Origin of the sequence: Erwinia sp. QL-Z3 (assembly GCF_004551645.1) — a bacterium.
GTDB classification, from domain to species: Bacteria; Pseudomonadota; Gammaproteobacteria; order Enterobacterales; family Enterobacteriaceae; genus Erwinia; species Erwinia billingiae.
In genome coordinates this window covers 1,400,421-1,413,856 of the sequence record NZ_CP037950.1, presented here as the reverse complement: position 1 = coordinate 1,413,856, position 13,436 = coordinate 1,400,421, and the positions used below count along the sequence as shown (strand labels likewise).

Annotated in this window: 11 protein-coding genes; 10 read left to right on the top strand and 1 reads right to left on the bottom strand. The window is 55.6% G+C overall.

Annotated features, from left to right (window positions below):
- The first annotated feature begins 470 nt into the window (after positions 1-470).
- The 4 genes from dnaA (at position 471) to gyrB (ending at position 6,667) form a co-directional block, all read left to right on the top strand.
- Positions 471-1,862: a chromosomal replication initiator protein DnaA gene (dnaA, locus tag E2F51_RS07150; protein ID WP_013204566.1), complete on the top strand. Its 1,392-nt coding sequence runs from the start codon at positions 471-473 to the stop codon at positions 1,860-1,862.
- A gap of 4 nt (positions 1,863-1,866) precedes the next feature.
- Positions 1,867-2,967, top strand: coding sequence for a DNA polymerase III subunit beta (dnaN, locus tag E2F51_RS07145; RefSeq protein WP_013204565.1), 1,101 nt, complete (start codon positions 1,867-1,869; stop codon positions 2,965-2,967).
- A 188-nt stretch (positions 2,968-3,155) separates the two neighbouring features.
- The gene (recF, locus tag E2F51_RS07140; protein WP_013204564.1) at positions 3,156-4,241 is read left to right on the top strand and encodes a DNA replication/repair protein RecF; all 1,086 of its coding nucleotides are present in this window, start codon (positions 3,156-3,158) and stop codon (positions 4,239-4,241) included.
- 17 nt (positions 4,242-4,258) lie between these two features.
- Complete coding sequence (gene gyrB / locus E2F51_RS07135; protein WP_013204563.1) at positions 4,259-6,667, top strand: DNA topoisomerase (ATP-hydrolyzing) subunit B; 2,409 nt, start codon at positions 4,259-4,261, stop codon at positions 6,665-6,667.
- Positions 6,668-6,728: 61 nt separating this feature from the next.
- Here the strand turns inward: gyrB and E2F51_RS07130 are convergent, their stop codons facing one another.
- Positions 6,729-7,337, bottom strand: a complete 609-nt coding sequence (locus tag E2F51_RS07130) for a helix-turn-helix transcriptional regulator (protein WP_013204562.1) — start codon at positions 7,335-7,337, stop codon at positions 6,729-6,731.
- A gap of 184 nt (positions 7,338-7,521) precedes the next feature.
- Between E2F51_RS07130 and yidA the strand changes: the two genes are divergently transcribed.
- From yidA to E2F51_RS07100, 6 genes are all read left to right on the top strand, one after another.
- Entirely contained in the window at positions 7,522-8,331 is an 810-nt protein-coding gene (gene yidA, locus E2F51_RS07125) for a sugar-phosphatase (protein ID WP_134823110.1), read from the top strand.
- Positions 8,332-8,508: 177 nt separating this feature from the next.
- On the top strand, positions 8,509-9,204 hold the full coding sequence (locus tag E2F51_RS07120; RefSeq protein ID WP_053141078.1) for a FadR/GntR family transcriptional regulator: 696 nt from the start codon (positions 8,509-8,511) through the stop codon (positions 9,202-9,204).
- Positions 9,201-10,082, top strand: coding sequence for a 2-dehydro-3-deoxygalactonokinase (locus E2F51_RS07115; protein ID WP_134823109.1), 882 nt, complete (start codon positions 9,201-9,203; stop codon positions 10,080-10,082). Before E2F51_RS07120 ends, E2F51_RS07115 begins: the two co-directional genes overlap by 4 nt.
- On the top strand, positions 10,066-10,683 hold the full coding sequence (locus E2F51_RS07110) for a 2-dehydro-3-deoxy-6-phosphogalactonate aldolase (RefSeq protein ID WP_013204558.1): 618 nt from the start codon (positions 10,066-10,068) through the stop codon (positions 10,681-10,683). Before E2F51_RS07115 ends, E2F51_RS07110 begins: the two co-directional genes overlap by 17 nt.
- Positions 10,680-11,828 carry a galactonate dehydratase gene (gene dgoD / locus E2F51_RS07105; RefSeq protein WP_013204557.1) on the top strand — a complete coding sequence of 383 codons (1,149 nt, stop codon included), beginning with the start codon at positions 10,680-10,682 and terminating at the stop codon, positions 11,826-11,828. Before E2F51_RS07110 ends, dgoD begins: the two co-directional genes overlap by 4 nt.
- 294 nt (positions 11,829-12,122) lie before the next feature.
- Positions 12,123-13,436 (top strand): MFS transporter, encoded by a 1,314-nt coding sequence (locus tag E2F51_RS07100; RefSeq protein ID WP_013204556.1) that lies wholly within the window; start codon positions 12,123-12,125, stop codon positions 13,434-13,436.

Here is a 13,436-nt window from a genome sequence, read left to right as displayed (position 1 = left end):
ACTTCGCGTTAAAAGCCGCGTCTGGATGTCCCGGTCGACCGCAAAACCAGCCGGTACGGGCCAGAGCGCTACGCGTCGGGGCGAGAATTATACGGCCTCTGCTATAAAGCGCAAGGATCGTTCAGGATCTTCTTGCGATCCCGTACATCAGGCTTGCGACAATAACGTGACGGGCGCTTTAAAATTCGATGAATGCAGACGATCCTGAATGCCTTTTGAGCACGAGAGCGTAAACTTATCCCCGCAGCGATGGCCTGTGGATAAATTGGATCAAAACTGTGTAGAAAGTGAAGATCTCTGCTTCGCTTTACGCTATGATCCGCCCTTCCGTTTGCGATCCTCCGGGTCGATCGATGGCGGGATAACCGCGGACAGCGGTTCGTATGTGCGTCATCTGCATGCGTCAACAATGATGAATTTATCGCTTCAGCGCCTTTTTTCTTATCGAATTTTTTCGAGTGGAGTCCGCCGTGTCACTTACGCTATGGCAACAGTGTCTTGCCCGTTTGCAGGATGAACTACCTGCCACCGAATTCAGCATGTGGATACGCCCACTGCAGGCCGAATTGAACGACAACACGTTGGCCTTGTATGCACCAAACCGGTTTGTACTCGATTGGGTTCGGGATAAATACCTCAATAATATTAATGGCCTGCTGAATGATTTCTGCGGCACGGATGTGCCGTTGCTGCGTTTTGAAGTGGGCAGCAAGCCGGTGACACGTCAGATCAGCCAGCCGGTGATGGCCAGCGCCCATGCCAGTGCACCGGTGCAGGGTTCACGCCCCGTGCATACCCGCCCAAGCTGGGACAGCATGCCGGCACCGGCGGAGCTCTCTTATCGCTCGAACGTCAACACCAAGCACAACTTTGATAACTTCGTTGAAGGTAAATCAAACCAGTTAGCCCGTGCGGCTGCGCGTCAGGTGGCGGACAATCCTGGCGGCGCTTATAACCCTTTATTCCTCTATGGCGGCACCGGTCTGGGTAAAACCCACCTGTTGCACGCGGTAGGTAATGGCATCATGGCGCGTAAACCCAATGCCAAAGTGGTGTACATGCACTCCGAGCGCTTTGTACAGGACATGGTCAAGGCGCTGCAGAACAACGCCATTGAAGAGTTCAAACGCTACTACCGTTCGGTCGATGCGTTGCTTATCGATGACATTCAGTTCTTTGCCAATAAAGAACGATCTCAGGAAGAGTTTTTCCACACCTTTAATGCGTTGCTGGAAGGCAACCAACAGATCATTCTGACCTCGGATCGCTATCCGAAAGAGATCAACGGTGTGGAAGATCGTCTGAAGTCGCGCTTTGGCTGGGGACTGACCGTGGCGATCGAGCCGCCAGAACTGGAAACGCGCGTGGCGATCCTGATGAAAAAAGCCGATGAAAACGACATCCGCCTGCCGGGTGAAGTGGCTTTCTTTATTGCCAAGCGTTTACGATCCAACGTGCGTGAGTTAGAAGGCGCGTTGAACCGCGTGATTGCCAACGCCAACTTTACCGGCCGGGCGATTACCATTGATTTTGTGCGGGAAGCTCTGCGCGATCTGCTGGCGCTTCAGGAGAAGTTGGTCACCATCGACAACATTCAGAAGACAGTGGCAGAGTATTACAAAATCAAAGTGGCTGATTTGCTCTCCAAGCGGCGTTCCCGCTCGGTGGCCCGCCCACGCCAGATGGCGATGGCAATGGCGAAAGAATTGACCAACCACAGTTTACCGGAAATCGGTGATGCTTTCGGGGGTCGTGACCATACCACGGTGCTGCATGCCTGTCGTAAAATCGAGCAGCTGCGTGAAGAAAGTCACGATATTAAAGAAGATTTCTCAAATCTAATCAGAACATTATCTTCCTGACGCTATGAAATTTATTGTAGAACGCGAGCATTTACTCAAGCCATTACAGCAGGTCAGCAGCCCACTGGGCGGACGGCCGACCTTACCTATCCTCGGCAACCTGCTGTTACAGGTCAATGAAGGCAGCCTGTTGCTGACCGGCACGGATCTGGAGATGGAAATGGTGGCCCGTGTCGCGCTGACACAGGAACACGAACCTGGCGCCACGACGGTGCCAGCCCGTAAGTTTTTCGATATCTGCCGTGGCCTGCCTGAAGGCGCGGAGATAACCGTGATGCTGGACGGCGAAAGAATGCTGGTGCGCTCCGGCCGCAGCCGTTTCTCGCTTTCCACGCTGCCGGCCAGCGACTTCCCGAATCTGGATGACTGGACCAGCGAAGTGGAATTTACGCTGCCGCAGGCCACGCTGAAGCGCCTGATCGAAGCGACCCAGTTCTCGATGGCGCATCAGGATGTGCGTTACTACCTGAACGGCATGCTGTTTGAAACCGAAGGTGAAGAGCTGCGTACCGTGGCCACCGATGGTCACCGTCTGGCGGTCTGTTCAATGCCGGTCGGTCAGCAACTGCCGAGCCATTCGGTGATCGTGCCGCGTAAAGGCGTGATTGAGCTGGTGCGTCTGCTTGATGGTGGCGATACGCCACTGCAGGTGCAGATCGGCAGCAACAATATTCGTGCGCATGTCGGCGACTTTATCTTCACCTCCAAGCTGGTTGATGGCCGTTTCCCGGATTATCGCCGCGTATTGCCGAAGAACCCGGACAAAACGCTGGATGCCGGTTGCGACATTCTTAAGCAAGCTTTTGCCCGTGCGGCGATCCTCTCAAACGAGAAGTTCCGCGGCGTTCGTCTGTATGTCAGCGAAAATCAGCTGAAAATTACCGCGAACAACCCGGAGCAGGAAGAAGCGGAAGAGATGCTGGATGTCACCTACGGCGGCACCGATATGGAAATTGGTTTTAACGTCAGCTACGTACTGGACGTGCTCAATGCGCTGAAGTGTGAAAATGTGCGCCTGCTGCTGACCGACTCCGTTTCCAGCGTACAGATTGAAGATGCAGCCAGCCAGAGCGCGGCCTACGTCGTCATGCCAATGCGGTTGTAGTAGACTATCGGGCTAACTTACTTGTCATTTTGCGCCCGGGCAGTGCTCGCCGTCCTCACGTACTTTAGTACGCTGCGGCGGCTCCGCGCTGGTCGGGTGCAAACTGACTGCGCCGTTGACGCTCTGGCCTGTCGTAAAAAAAGGGCAGGATGCGGCATTATCATCGCCTGTTTTGGAATTCCGTCTGTATGGCTTTAACCCGCCTGCTTATCAAAGACTTTCGTAATATCGAAAATGCGGATCTGGCGCTGGCGCCCGGCTTTAACTTTCTGGTGGGCGCGAACGGCAGTGGCAAAACCAGCGTGCTGGAAGCGATCTATACGCTCGGCCACGGTCGCGCGTTTCGCAGCCTGCAGGCAGGACGGGTTATCCGCCACGAACAGGATGCGTTTGTCCTGCACGGGCGTATTGAAGGCGCCGAGCGCGAAATCTCGGTCGGTCTGACCAAGAATCGCGCCGGAGACAGCAAGGTGCGCATCGACGGCAGCGACGGCCATAAAGTCGCCGAGCTGGCGCAGATGCTGCCGATGCAGCTGATCACGCCGGAAGGTTTTACGCTGCTTAACGGCGGGCCGAAATACCGCCGCGCCTACATCGACTGGGGCTGTTTTCATAATGAACCCGGCTTCTTTACCGCCTGGAGCAACCTGCGCAGGCTGATGAAACAGCGCAATGCCGCCTTGCGTCAGGTGTCACGCTATCAGCAAATCCGCGCCTGGGATCAGGAGCTGGTTCCCCTTGCTGAGCAGATCAGCCGCTGGCGAGCCGCCTACAGCGACGCCATTGCCGAAGATATCAACGCCACCTGCGCGCAGTTTTTACCTGAATTTAAGCTGACCTTCTCTTTCCAGCGCGGCTGGGACAAAGAGACGGAGTACGGCGAACTGCTCGAACGCCAGTTTGAACGCGATCGGGCACTGACTTACACCGCCAGCGGCCCGCACAAAGCGGATTTCCGAATCCGTGCCGACGGGACGCCGGTGGAAGATTTACTGTCACGCGGCCAGTTAAAGCTGCTGATGTGCGCCCTGAGACTGGCGCAGGGTGAGTTTCTCACCCGACAGAATGGGCGACGCTGCCTGTATCTGATAGATGATTTTGCCTCCGAGCTGGATGAGACGCGGCGACAGCTGTTAGCCTCCCGTCTGAAAGCCACGCATGCCCAGGTTTTTGTTAGTGCAATCAGTGCCGAACACGTGTTCGACATGACTGACGAAAAGGGCAAGATGTTCCACGTGGAACAAGGTAAAATAGCGGTTCAACCTGAAGATTAAACGAGCGAGAAACGTTGATGTCGAATTCTTATGACTCCTCAAGTATCAAAGTTCTTAAAGGGCTTGATGCAGTACGCAAGCGCCCGGGTATGTATATCGGCGATACGGATGACGGCACCGGTCTGCATCACATGGTATTCGAGGTCGTGGATAACGCTATCGACGAAGCACTCGCCGGTCACTGTAAAGATATTCTGGTGACTATTCATGCGGATAACTCCGTATCCGTTCAGGATGATGGCCGTGGTATTCCTACCGGCATCCATGAAGAAGAAGGCATTTCTGCGGCAGAAGTGATCATGACCGTGCTGCACGCAGGCGGTAAATTTGATGACAACTCCTATAAAGTTTCCGGTGGTCTGCACGGCGTCGGCGTGTCAGTGGTTAACGCCCTGTCTGAAAAGCTAGAGCTGACCATTCGCCGCGAAGGCAAGGTTCACAATCAGATTTACGTTCATGGCGTGCCACAGGCCCCACTGCACGTGACCGGTGAAACCGATCTGACCGGTACCCGCGTACGTTTCTGGCCAAGCCATCAGACCTTCACCAACGTGACCGATTTCGAATATGAAATCCTCGCCAAGCGTCTGCGTGAGCTGTCGTTCCTGAACTCCGGCGTGTCGATCAAGCTGGAAGACAAGCGTGATGCTCGTCAGGATCACTATCACTACGAAGGCGGCATCAAGGCGTTCGTTGAGTACCTGAACAAGAACAAAACCCCGATTCACCCGAATGTCTTCTATTTCTCGACGGAAAAAGACGGCATTGGCGTGGAAGTGGCGCTGCAGTGGAACGACGGTTTCCAGGAAAACATCTACTGCTTCACCAACAACATCCCACAGCGCGATGGCGGCACGCACCTCGTTGGTTTCCGTACCGCGATGACCCGTACGCTGAACGCCTACATGGATAAAGAAGGCTACAGCAAGAAAGCGAAAGTCAGCGCCACCGGTGACGATGCCCGTGAAGGCCTGATTGCGGTGGTATCGGTGAAAGTGCCGGACCCGAAATTCTCCTCACAGACCAAAGACAAGCTGGTCTCTTCTGAGGTGAAAACAGCGGTTGAGCAGCAGATGAACGAACTGCTGGCGGAATACCTGCTGGAAAACCCGACCGATGCGAAAATCGTGGTCGGTAAAATTATCGATGCGGCCCGTGCCCGTGAAGCGGCCCGTCGTGCGCGTGAAATGACCCGCCGTAAAGGCGCGCTGGATCTGGCAGGTCTGCCAGGCAAACTGGCTGACTGTCAGGAGCGTGACCCGGCGCTGTGCGAAATCTACCTGGTGGAGGGTGACTCTGCAGGCGGATCCGCCAAGCAGGGACGTAACCGTAAAAACCAGGCGATCCTGCCGTTGAAAGGTAAAATCCTCAACGTTGAGAAAGCGCGCTTCGATAAGATGCTCGCCTCGCAGGAAGTTGCCACGCTGATCACCGCGCTGGGCTGCGGCATCGGCCGTGACGAATACAACCCGGACAAACTGCGTTATCACAGCATCATTATCATGACCGATGCCGACGTGGATGGTTCGCACATCCGTACGCTGCTGCTGACCTTCTTCTACCGCCAGATGCCGGAAATCATCGAGCGTGGCCATGTCTATATTGCCCAGCCACCGCTGTACAAAGTGAAGAAAGGCAAGCAGGAGCAGTACATCAAGGATGATGACGCGATGGATCAGTACCAAATCGCGATCGCGCTGGATGGCGCAACCCTGCACACCAATGCCGAAGCACCGGCACTGGGCGGCGCGCCGCTGGAAACGCTGGTGTCAGAATTCAACAGCACCCGTAAAATGATCAAACGTATGGAGCGCCGTTATCCGGTAGCCCTGCTGAACTCGCTGATCTACCACTCAACGCTGAGCGACCTGTCTGAACAGGCGACGGTACAGAGCTGGATTGACGGGCTGATTGTGATGCTGAACGAGAAAGAGCAGCACGGTAGCTCTTACAGCGGTCTGGTGCGTGAGAATCTGGAACAGCATATCTTCGAGCCGATTGTTCGCATCCGTACCCACGGCGTGGACACCGATTATCCTCTGGATAACGAATTCGTCTCCGGCGGTGAATACCGTAAGATCTGCGCGCTGGGTGAAAAACTGCGTGGCCTGATCGAAGAAGATGCCTTCATCGAACGTGGTGAGCGCCGTCAGCCGATCGAGAGCTTCGAGCAGGCGATGGACTGGCTGGTGAAAGAGTCACGTCGTGGCCTGACGGTTCAGCGCTACAAAGGTCTGGGTGAGATGAACCCGGAGCAGCTGTGGGAAACCACCATGGATCCAGACAGCCGCCGTATGCTGCGTGTGACGGTGAAAGATGCGATTGCCGCTGACCAGCTGTTTACCACGCTGATGGGCGATGCGGTTGAACCCCGTCGTGCCTTTATCGAAGAGAATGCGCTGCGTGCAGCGAACATCGATATTTAACGCGTACTGAGCCACAAGAAAGGCAGATCCCTGGATCTGCCTTTTTTTATGGCTGTCGTCTCTAAGGCGGATTCCCCCCCACTAACGCATAACGGTAAAACTCACTGTTATTTTTCATGCCGAGCTTACGCATTACCGCACGTTTATGGGTGCTGATGGTTTTGACACTCAGACTGGTCAGACGCGAAATATCGGTAAGTGACAGACCCAGACGCGTATATTTGACTACCATAGCCTGTTGTTTGCTAAGGGTAATCGGATCCTGGGTGCCACAATGGCGGGGATCGTAAAAGGGTGATGAAGCCGAACCGCGGGCATTTTTATAGCTGAACAGTTCAACCAGCCGTTGCCTCGAATCACGTTGGGTCACCTGATATTTATGTTGCTGGCAGGAACGGTTCTCTGCATGGCACGCTGCGGCCAGCCAGATCGACAGGCAACGCTCCCTGGACGGATCCTCTGATTCCTGAAGCGATTTTGCCCGAGATTTTTTACCTGGTATTAACTTAAATTCATCGGTGAGGATGATATTTGCTGTGAGTAACTCTCTGTTAGCATCCGCCACCAAAAACACCGGATTTCCCTCATATTGCGGGAGCCAGGCTTCCTGGATAAGACCGATTGCACCCGAGATAAAAAAACTATCTTTACTGACGATGACAATATTCATTCTGTTTCCTCCTTGAATGTCACGCTCGGTTATCATCTCACATTTGTTCAAAAACCACACATCGAATAAATTTGCCTTTAGGTGCCGTTCCCGACGGGTTTTAGCGATATGCCGTTTGTTCGGGCTGGTCAATGCGAGCTGAATCGCGCTAGCATGAAGCAAACCGTTAGCTGACGAGGACGTTATGGCAATAAAATTGATTGCGATTGATATGGATGGCACCCTGCTAAACCCACAGCATGAAGTGACTCCCGGGGTAAAAAAGGCGATTCAGGCCGCCCGTGAGAAAGGTGTTTCTGTGGTGCTGGCCACCGGCCGGCCGTTTATCGGCGTGCAGCGTTATCTGATGGAGCTTGATTTACAGCACGAAGGGCAATACTGCATCACTAATAACGGCGCGCTGGTTCAGCAGGCGGCTACCGGTGAGTGCGTGGCGGAAGCGACGTTAACCCACGATGACTACCTCTATTTTGAAAAGCTGGCGCGTGAGCTGGGCGTTCACTTCCAGGCGCTGACCAAATCCGAGCTGTATACCGCCAATAAAGACATCAGCGCGTTCACCGTGCATGAGTCATTCCTGACCGGCATTCCGCTGCACTATCGTGCGGTTGAAGAGATGGACAGCAGCATGACCTTCCCGAAAGTGATGATGATCGATCCGCCTGAAATCCTCGACAAGGCCATTGCCCGCCTGCCGGAGGAAGCGCGTGAGCGCGCCACGATCATGAAAAGCTCGCCTTACTACCTTGAAATCCTGAATAAAAAGGTGAATAAAGGCGCGGGCGTTAAGGCGCTTGCCGACCGTCTCGGCCTGTCCCGTGATGAAGTGATGGCCATCGGCGATCAGGAAAACGACATGGCGATGCTGGAATTTGCCGGCACCGGCGTGGCGATGGGAAATGGCATTGAATCGATCAAAGCTATCGCCCAGTTTGTCACCAAAACCAACCTGGAAGACGGCGTGGCCTATGCCATTGAGAAGTTTGTGCTGTAATGCCTGACCCAGCGTCCCGGCCAGTCCGGGACGTTTCTCTTCCTTCGCATCCCTCCCTGATTTCTCCTGCTTCCCCCGATCTGCTTCGGGTGGCTTGTCTGTTTTGTGATCTGGATTGTAGTACAACCTGAGTTATGGGTACTACAATGGCCCCTTCGCTATTCTCCATGGAACATCATGAAAGACGACCTCAGCAAAACGGACCGTATCATTCTGACCCTCGGCGAAGAGGTGGTAGCGGGCAAATATGCGCCCGGTGCCTCATTGCCGGCAGAAGCTGAGCTCTGCGAGCAGTTCAGCACCTCGCGCAATATCATTCGCGAAGTGTACCGATCGCTGATGGCCAAGCGGCTGATTGAGATGAAACGCTATCGCGGCGCCTTTGTGACCCCGCGCAGCCAGTGGAACTTCCTCGACAGCGACGTGCTGCAATGGTCGCTGAAGCACGATCAGGATCCGCGCCTGATTGCCGCCATGAGCGAAGTGCGCAACCTGGTGGAACCGCAAATTGCGCGCTGGTCTGCCGAGCGGGCCACCTCGCGGGATTTAGCCAACATCGAGGCGGCGCTGAACGATATGGTCACGCATCACCGTGACCGCGAAGCCTTTAATCAGGCCGATATTCGCTATCACGAAGCGGTGCTGGAATCGGTGCATAACCCGGTGCTTCAGCAGCTTAGCGTGGCCATCAGTTCGCTGCAGTTAGCGGTTTTTGAACGCACTTACATGCCTGATAGCGGCAATATGCCCAATACCTTGCAGGAGCACAAAGCGCTGTTTGACGCCATTCGCCATCAGAAGCCGGACGAGGCTGAACAGGCGGCACTGACGATGATCGCCAGCTCAACCCGACGACTCAAGGACATCACGTGACCCACTATATCGCTATCGACTGGGGTTCCACCAACCTGCGTGCCTGGTATTACCGTGAAGGCATCTGCCAGGAGGAACGTCGTTCTGAATCCGGCATCACCCGGCTCAATGGCCGCACGCCGGCAGAGGTCTTTGCCAGCGTGACCGAAGGCTGGCCGGTGGACGACGTGCCGGTGGTGATGGCCGGCATGGTGGGCAGTAACGCCGGCTGGTTAAGCGTGCCCTATCTGCCTTGTCCGGTCGCGCTGGGGGATATCGCGTCGCGCCTGACCAGGGTGGATGGCCTCGCCTGGATTGTGCCGGGTCTGAGCATCGACCGCCGCGATAACGTCAATGTGATGCGCGGCGAAGAAACGCAGCTGCTCGGTGCCGCGCAACGGCATCCCGCGTCGCATTATGTGATGCCGGGCACCCACTCAAAGTGGGTTAGGGCAGATGGCGGCAAGATTGTTGATTTTCGTACGGTGATCACCGGCGAACTGCACCATGTTCTGCTCAATCATTCGCTGGTGGGTGCCGGTTTACCTCCACAGCAGCCGGATGCCGAAGCGTTCCGCCAGGGGCTGGAAACTGGCGCTAACGACCGCAGCATTCTCAGCCGACTGTTTGAGGTGCGCGCGGCCCATGTGCTGGGTGCGCGTCCGCGGGAATCGGTCAGCGAGTTTCTTTCCGGCCTGTTGATTGGTCATGAAGTTGCGCTGATGAAAGAGACCTTTATGCCGGGTGAAACGGCTCCGCTCACCCTTATCGCCGGCAGCTCACTGGCCGATCGCTATTTGCAGGCGATGACCTTAAGTGGACTGTCGGCCCATTTGCTGGAGGGCGACACCGCCTTCCAATACGGAATCAGGAGTATCGCCGATGAACTGGTCAACTAAGCTGCCGCTGATCGCTATTCTGCGCGGCATTCGCCCGGAAGAGGCTGAGGAGCATGTCGCCGCGCTGATTGATGCCGGTTTCGATGCCATTGAAATCCCACTGAATTCGCCAGACTGGGAACTGAGCATTGCCAACATGGTGACGACTTTTGGCCATCAGGCGCTGATCGGGGCGGGTACGGTGCTGGAGCCTGAGCAGGTCGATCGCCTGGCCGCCATTAACAGTAAGCTGGTGGTGACGCCCAATACCGATCCCGCCGTGATCCGCCGCGCCGTGGAGCGTGGCATGACGGTGGCCGCAGGCTGCGCCACGGCGTCGGAAGCCTTCGCCGCGCTGAAGGCCGGTGCGCAGGCGCTGAAAATCTTCCCTTCTTCCGCCTTTGGCCCGGATTACATCAAGGCGCTGAAAGCGGTGCTGCCTGCGGATGTGCCGGTGTTCGCCGTAGGCGGCGTCACCCCTGAAAATCTTCATGCGTTTCTGGCTGCCGGTTGCGTGGGCGCTGGGCTGGGCAGCGATCTCTATCGCGCCGGACAGCCGGTAACCCGCACCGCAGCGCAGGCACGCGCGTTCGTTGCCGCCTATAAGGAAGCCGTACAATGAAAATCACCAAATTAACCACCTATCGCCTGCCGCCGCGCTGGATGTTCCTGAAAATTGAAACCGACGAAGGCGTGGTTGGCTGGGGCGAGCCGGTGATTGAAGGGCGGGCAAAAAGCGTCGAAGCGGCGGTACATGAGCTGTCTGAGTATCTGATTGGCCAGGATCCGGCGCGCATTAATGATTTGTGGCAGGTGATGTATCGCGGCGGTTTCTACCGTGGTGGCCCGATCCTGATGAGCGCCATCGCCGGTATCGACCAGGCATTGTGGGATATCAAAGGCAAGGTGCTGGGCGTGCCGGTCTGGCAGCTGCTCGGTGGCCTGGTGCGTGACAGTATCAAAGCCTACAGCTGGGTGGGCGGCGATCGTCCGGCCGAAGTGATTGATGGCATTAAGAAACTGCGCGAAATCGGCTTTGATACCTTCAAGCTGAACGGCTGCGAAGAGATGGGCATAATCGACAGCTCGCGCAAAGTGGATGCGGCAGTCAACACCGTAGCGCAGATCCGCGAAGCCTTTGGGAATGAGATCGAGTTTGGTCTGGATTTCCACGGACGCGTCAGTGCGCCGATGGCCAAAATCCTGATCAAAGAGCTGGAGCCTTACCGTCCGCTGTTTATTGAAGAGCCGGTGCTGGCAGAGCAGGCGGAATATTACCCGCGGCTGGCGGCCCAGACCCATCTGCCGATTGCGGCGGGAGAAAGGATGTATTCCCGCTTTGAATTCAAGCGGGTGCTGGAAGCGGGTGGGCTGGCGATTCTGCAGCCGGATCTCTCCCACGCCGGTGGAATTACCGAGTGCTTTAAAATTGCCGCGATGGCGGAAGCCTATGACGTCGCACTGGCACCGCACTGTCCGTTGGGACCGATTGCGCTGGCATCCTGCCTGCACGTGGATTTTGTTTCCCGCAATGCGGTATTCCAGGAGCAGAGCATGGGCATTCACTACAATAAAGGCGCGGAATTGCTGGATTATGTGGTGAATAAAGAAGACTTCAATATGAAGGGCGGCCACTTTGCACCGCTGAATAAACCGGGGCTGGGCGTGGAAATTAACGAACAGCTGGTGATTGAACGCAGTCAGCAGGTGCAGGACTGGCGGAATCCTTTGTGGCGGTTCCCGGACGGCTCCGTTGCCGAATGGTAAATCTCCTGCTCCCCTGGCTTTCTGGCGGCGTTCGCTGCGGAAACTGACCCGAATCACTGACTCTGGTCAGCTCATCGGGATCGGTTTCCTGGCTGCCTTGCCAGAAAACCAGGGGCCTGGAGATTAACATGGGAGAGAGTTAATTAAAGGCCAAGGCAAAAGAGTAAAAGCTGGGTCTTAGTTAAATAGTGTTATAGCAATAATAATAATGACATACCCTAAAAACTCCGCGTGCGCTGCGGGCGGTGTTTCTGCTGCCCGAATCCGGCGATGACGCCCACCGAGGTTATTATTATGACCACCGATCTGTATACCTCTACGCTGAAACAACTGAACGCGAAAATAATTCCGTTTATCGTCATCTGCTATTTTGTGGCGAATCTGGATAAGACCAATATCTCGATTGCCGCGCTGCAAATGAATGCGGATCTGGGGCTGTCCGCCAGTATGTATGGCCTGGGTGTCGGCATGTTTTATATCTCTTATATTCTGTTTGAGATCCCGAGCAATGTGATTATGACCAAAGTCGGTGCGCGCCGCTGGATCGCCCGCATCATGATTACCTGGGGCATTGTCAGTACCGGGATGGCCTTTGTACACAGCGCCAATCAGCTGTACGTGATGCGCTTTTTACTGGGCATGGCAGAAGCCGGTTTTGCGCCAGGCATCATCTATTACATCTCCTGCTGGTTCCCGAAAAGTAACCGCGCCCGTGCGATGTCCTTCTTCTATATGGGCTCGGTTGCCGCCTCCATTATTGGGCTGCCGGTATCGGGTGCGATCCTGAATATGCACGGCATTGCGGAAATTGCCGGATGGCGCTGGCTGTTCGCGCTGGAAGGTATTCCGGCCCTGGTGTTGGGCGTGTTGGTACTGTGGCGCCTGCCGGATACACCCGACCATGCGCCCTGGTTAAACCCGGAGCAGAAATCCTGGCTGAAGCAGCGTTTGCAGCAGGACAATGTCGGCGTAGAGATCGGTAAAAATCACGCCTGGTGGAGCGCCCTGAAAGACAAAACGGTGTTGCTGCTGAGCCTGGTGTGGTTCCTGCAGGCCTTTGGCTCCATCGGCATTACGCTGTTTATGCCGCTGATCATCAAAAGTATGGCCGCCGAACAGAGCAACTTCGTTATCAGCCTGCTTTCAGCCGTGCCGTTTGTGATGGCCTGCCTGTTTATGTACCTGAACGGTCGCCATTCTGACAAAACCAACGAACGCTCCTGGCATATGGGGCTGCCGCTGATCTTCTCCGGGCTGGCCCTGGCGGTGGCGATTTATTCCGGCAATCTGGTGGTGTCCTATCTATTGCTGGTGCTGACCGTCGGCTTTAACTTTGCGCTGACCCCGATTTTCTGGGCGGTCACCACCGAAAAACTGGCCGGTGTGGCGGCGGCTGCCTCCATCGCCTTTATCAATACCGTGGCGAACTTCGTCGGCCTCGGTTTACCGCCGATCCTTGGCAAAATCAAAGACATGACCAACAGCTACCATTACGGTTTGCTGATTGTGGCCGTGGCGCTCATCCTCGGTGGGGTGATCGGCATTATCGTGTCACGCCCTTCGCGTGATGCGCTGAAATCCGTTCCTCACCCTCAGTCAGGTAATTGA

What these genes read in the sequence shown, in the direction of transcription:
- recF (WP_013204564.1), top strand. Translation starts at nt 3,156, where the DNA reads ATGGCTTTAACCCGCCTGCTTATCAAAGACTTTCGTAATATCGAAAAT.
- dgoD (WP_013204557.1), top strand. Translation starts at nt 10,680, where the DNA reads ATGAAAATCACCAAATTAACCACCTATCGCCTGCCGCCGCGCTGGATG.
- dnaN (WP_013204565.1), top strand. Translation starts at nt 1,867, where the DNA reads ATGAAATTTATTGTAGAACGCGAGCATTTACTCAAGCCATTACAGCAG.
- E2F51_RS07120 (WP_053141078.1), top strand. Translation starts at nt 8,509, where the DNA reads ATGAAAGACGACCTCAGCAAAACGGACCGTATCATTCTGACCCTCGGC.
- E2F51_RS07100 (WP_013204556.1), top strand. Translation starts at nt 12,123, where the DNA reads ATGACCACCGATCTGTATACCTCTACGCTGAAACAACTGAACGCGAAA.
- E2F51_RS07110 (WP_013204558.1), top strand. Translation starts at nt 10,066, where the DNA reads ATGAACTGGTCAACTAAGCTGCCGCTGATCGCTATTCTGCGCGGCATT.
- yidA (WP_134823110.1), top strand. Translation starts at nt 7,522, where the DNA reads ATGGCAATAAAATTGATTGCGATTGATATGGATGGCACCCTGCTAAAC.
- E2F51_RS07130 (WP_013204562.1), bottom strand. Translation starts at nt 7,337, where the DNA reads ATGAATATTGTCATCGTCAGTAAAGATAGTTTTTTTATCTCGGGTGCA.
- gyrB (WP_013204563.1), top strand. Translation starts at nt 4,259, where the DNA reads ATGTCGAATTCTTATGACTCCTCAAGTATCAAAGTTCTTAAAGGGCTT.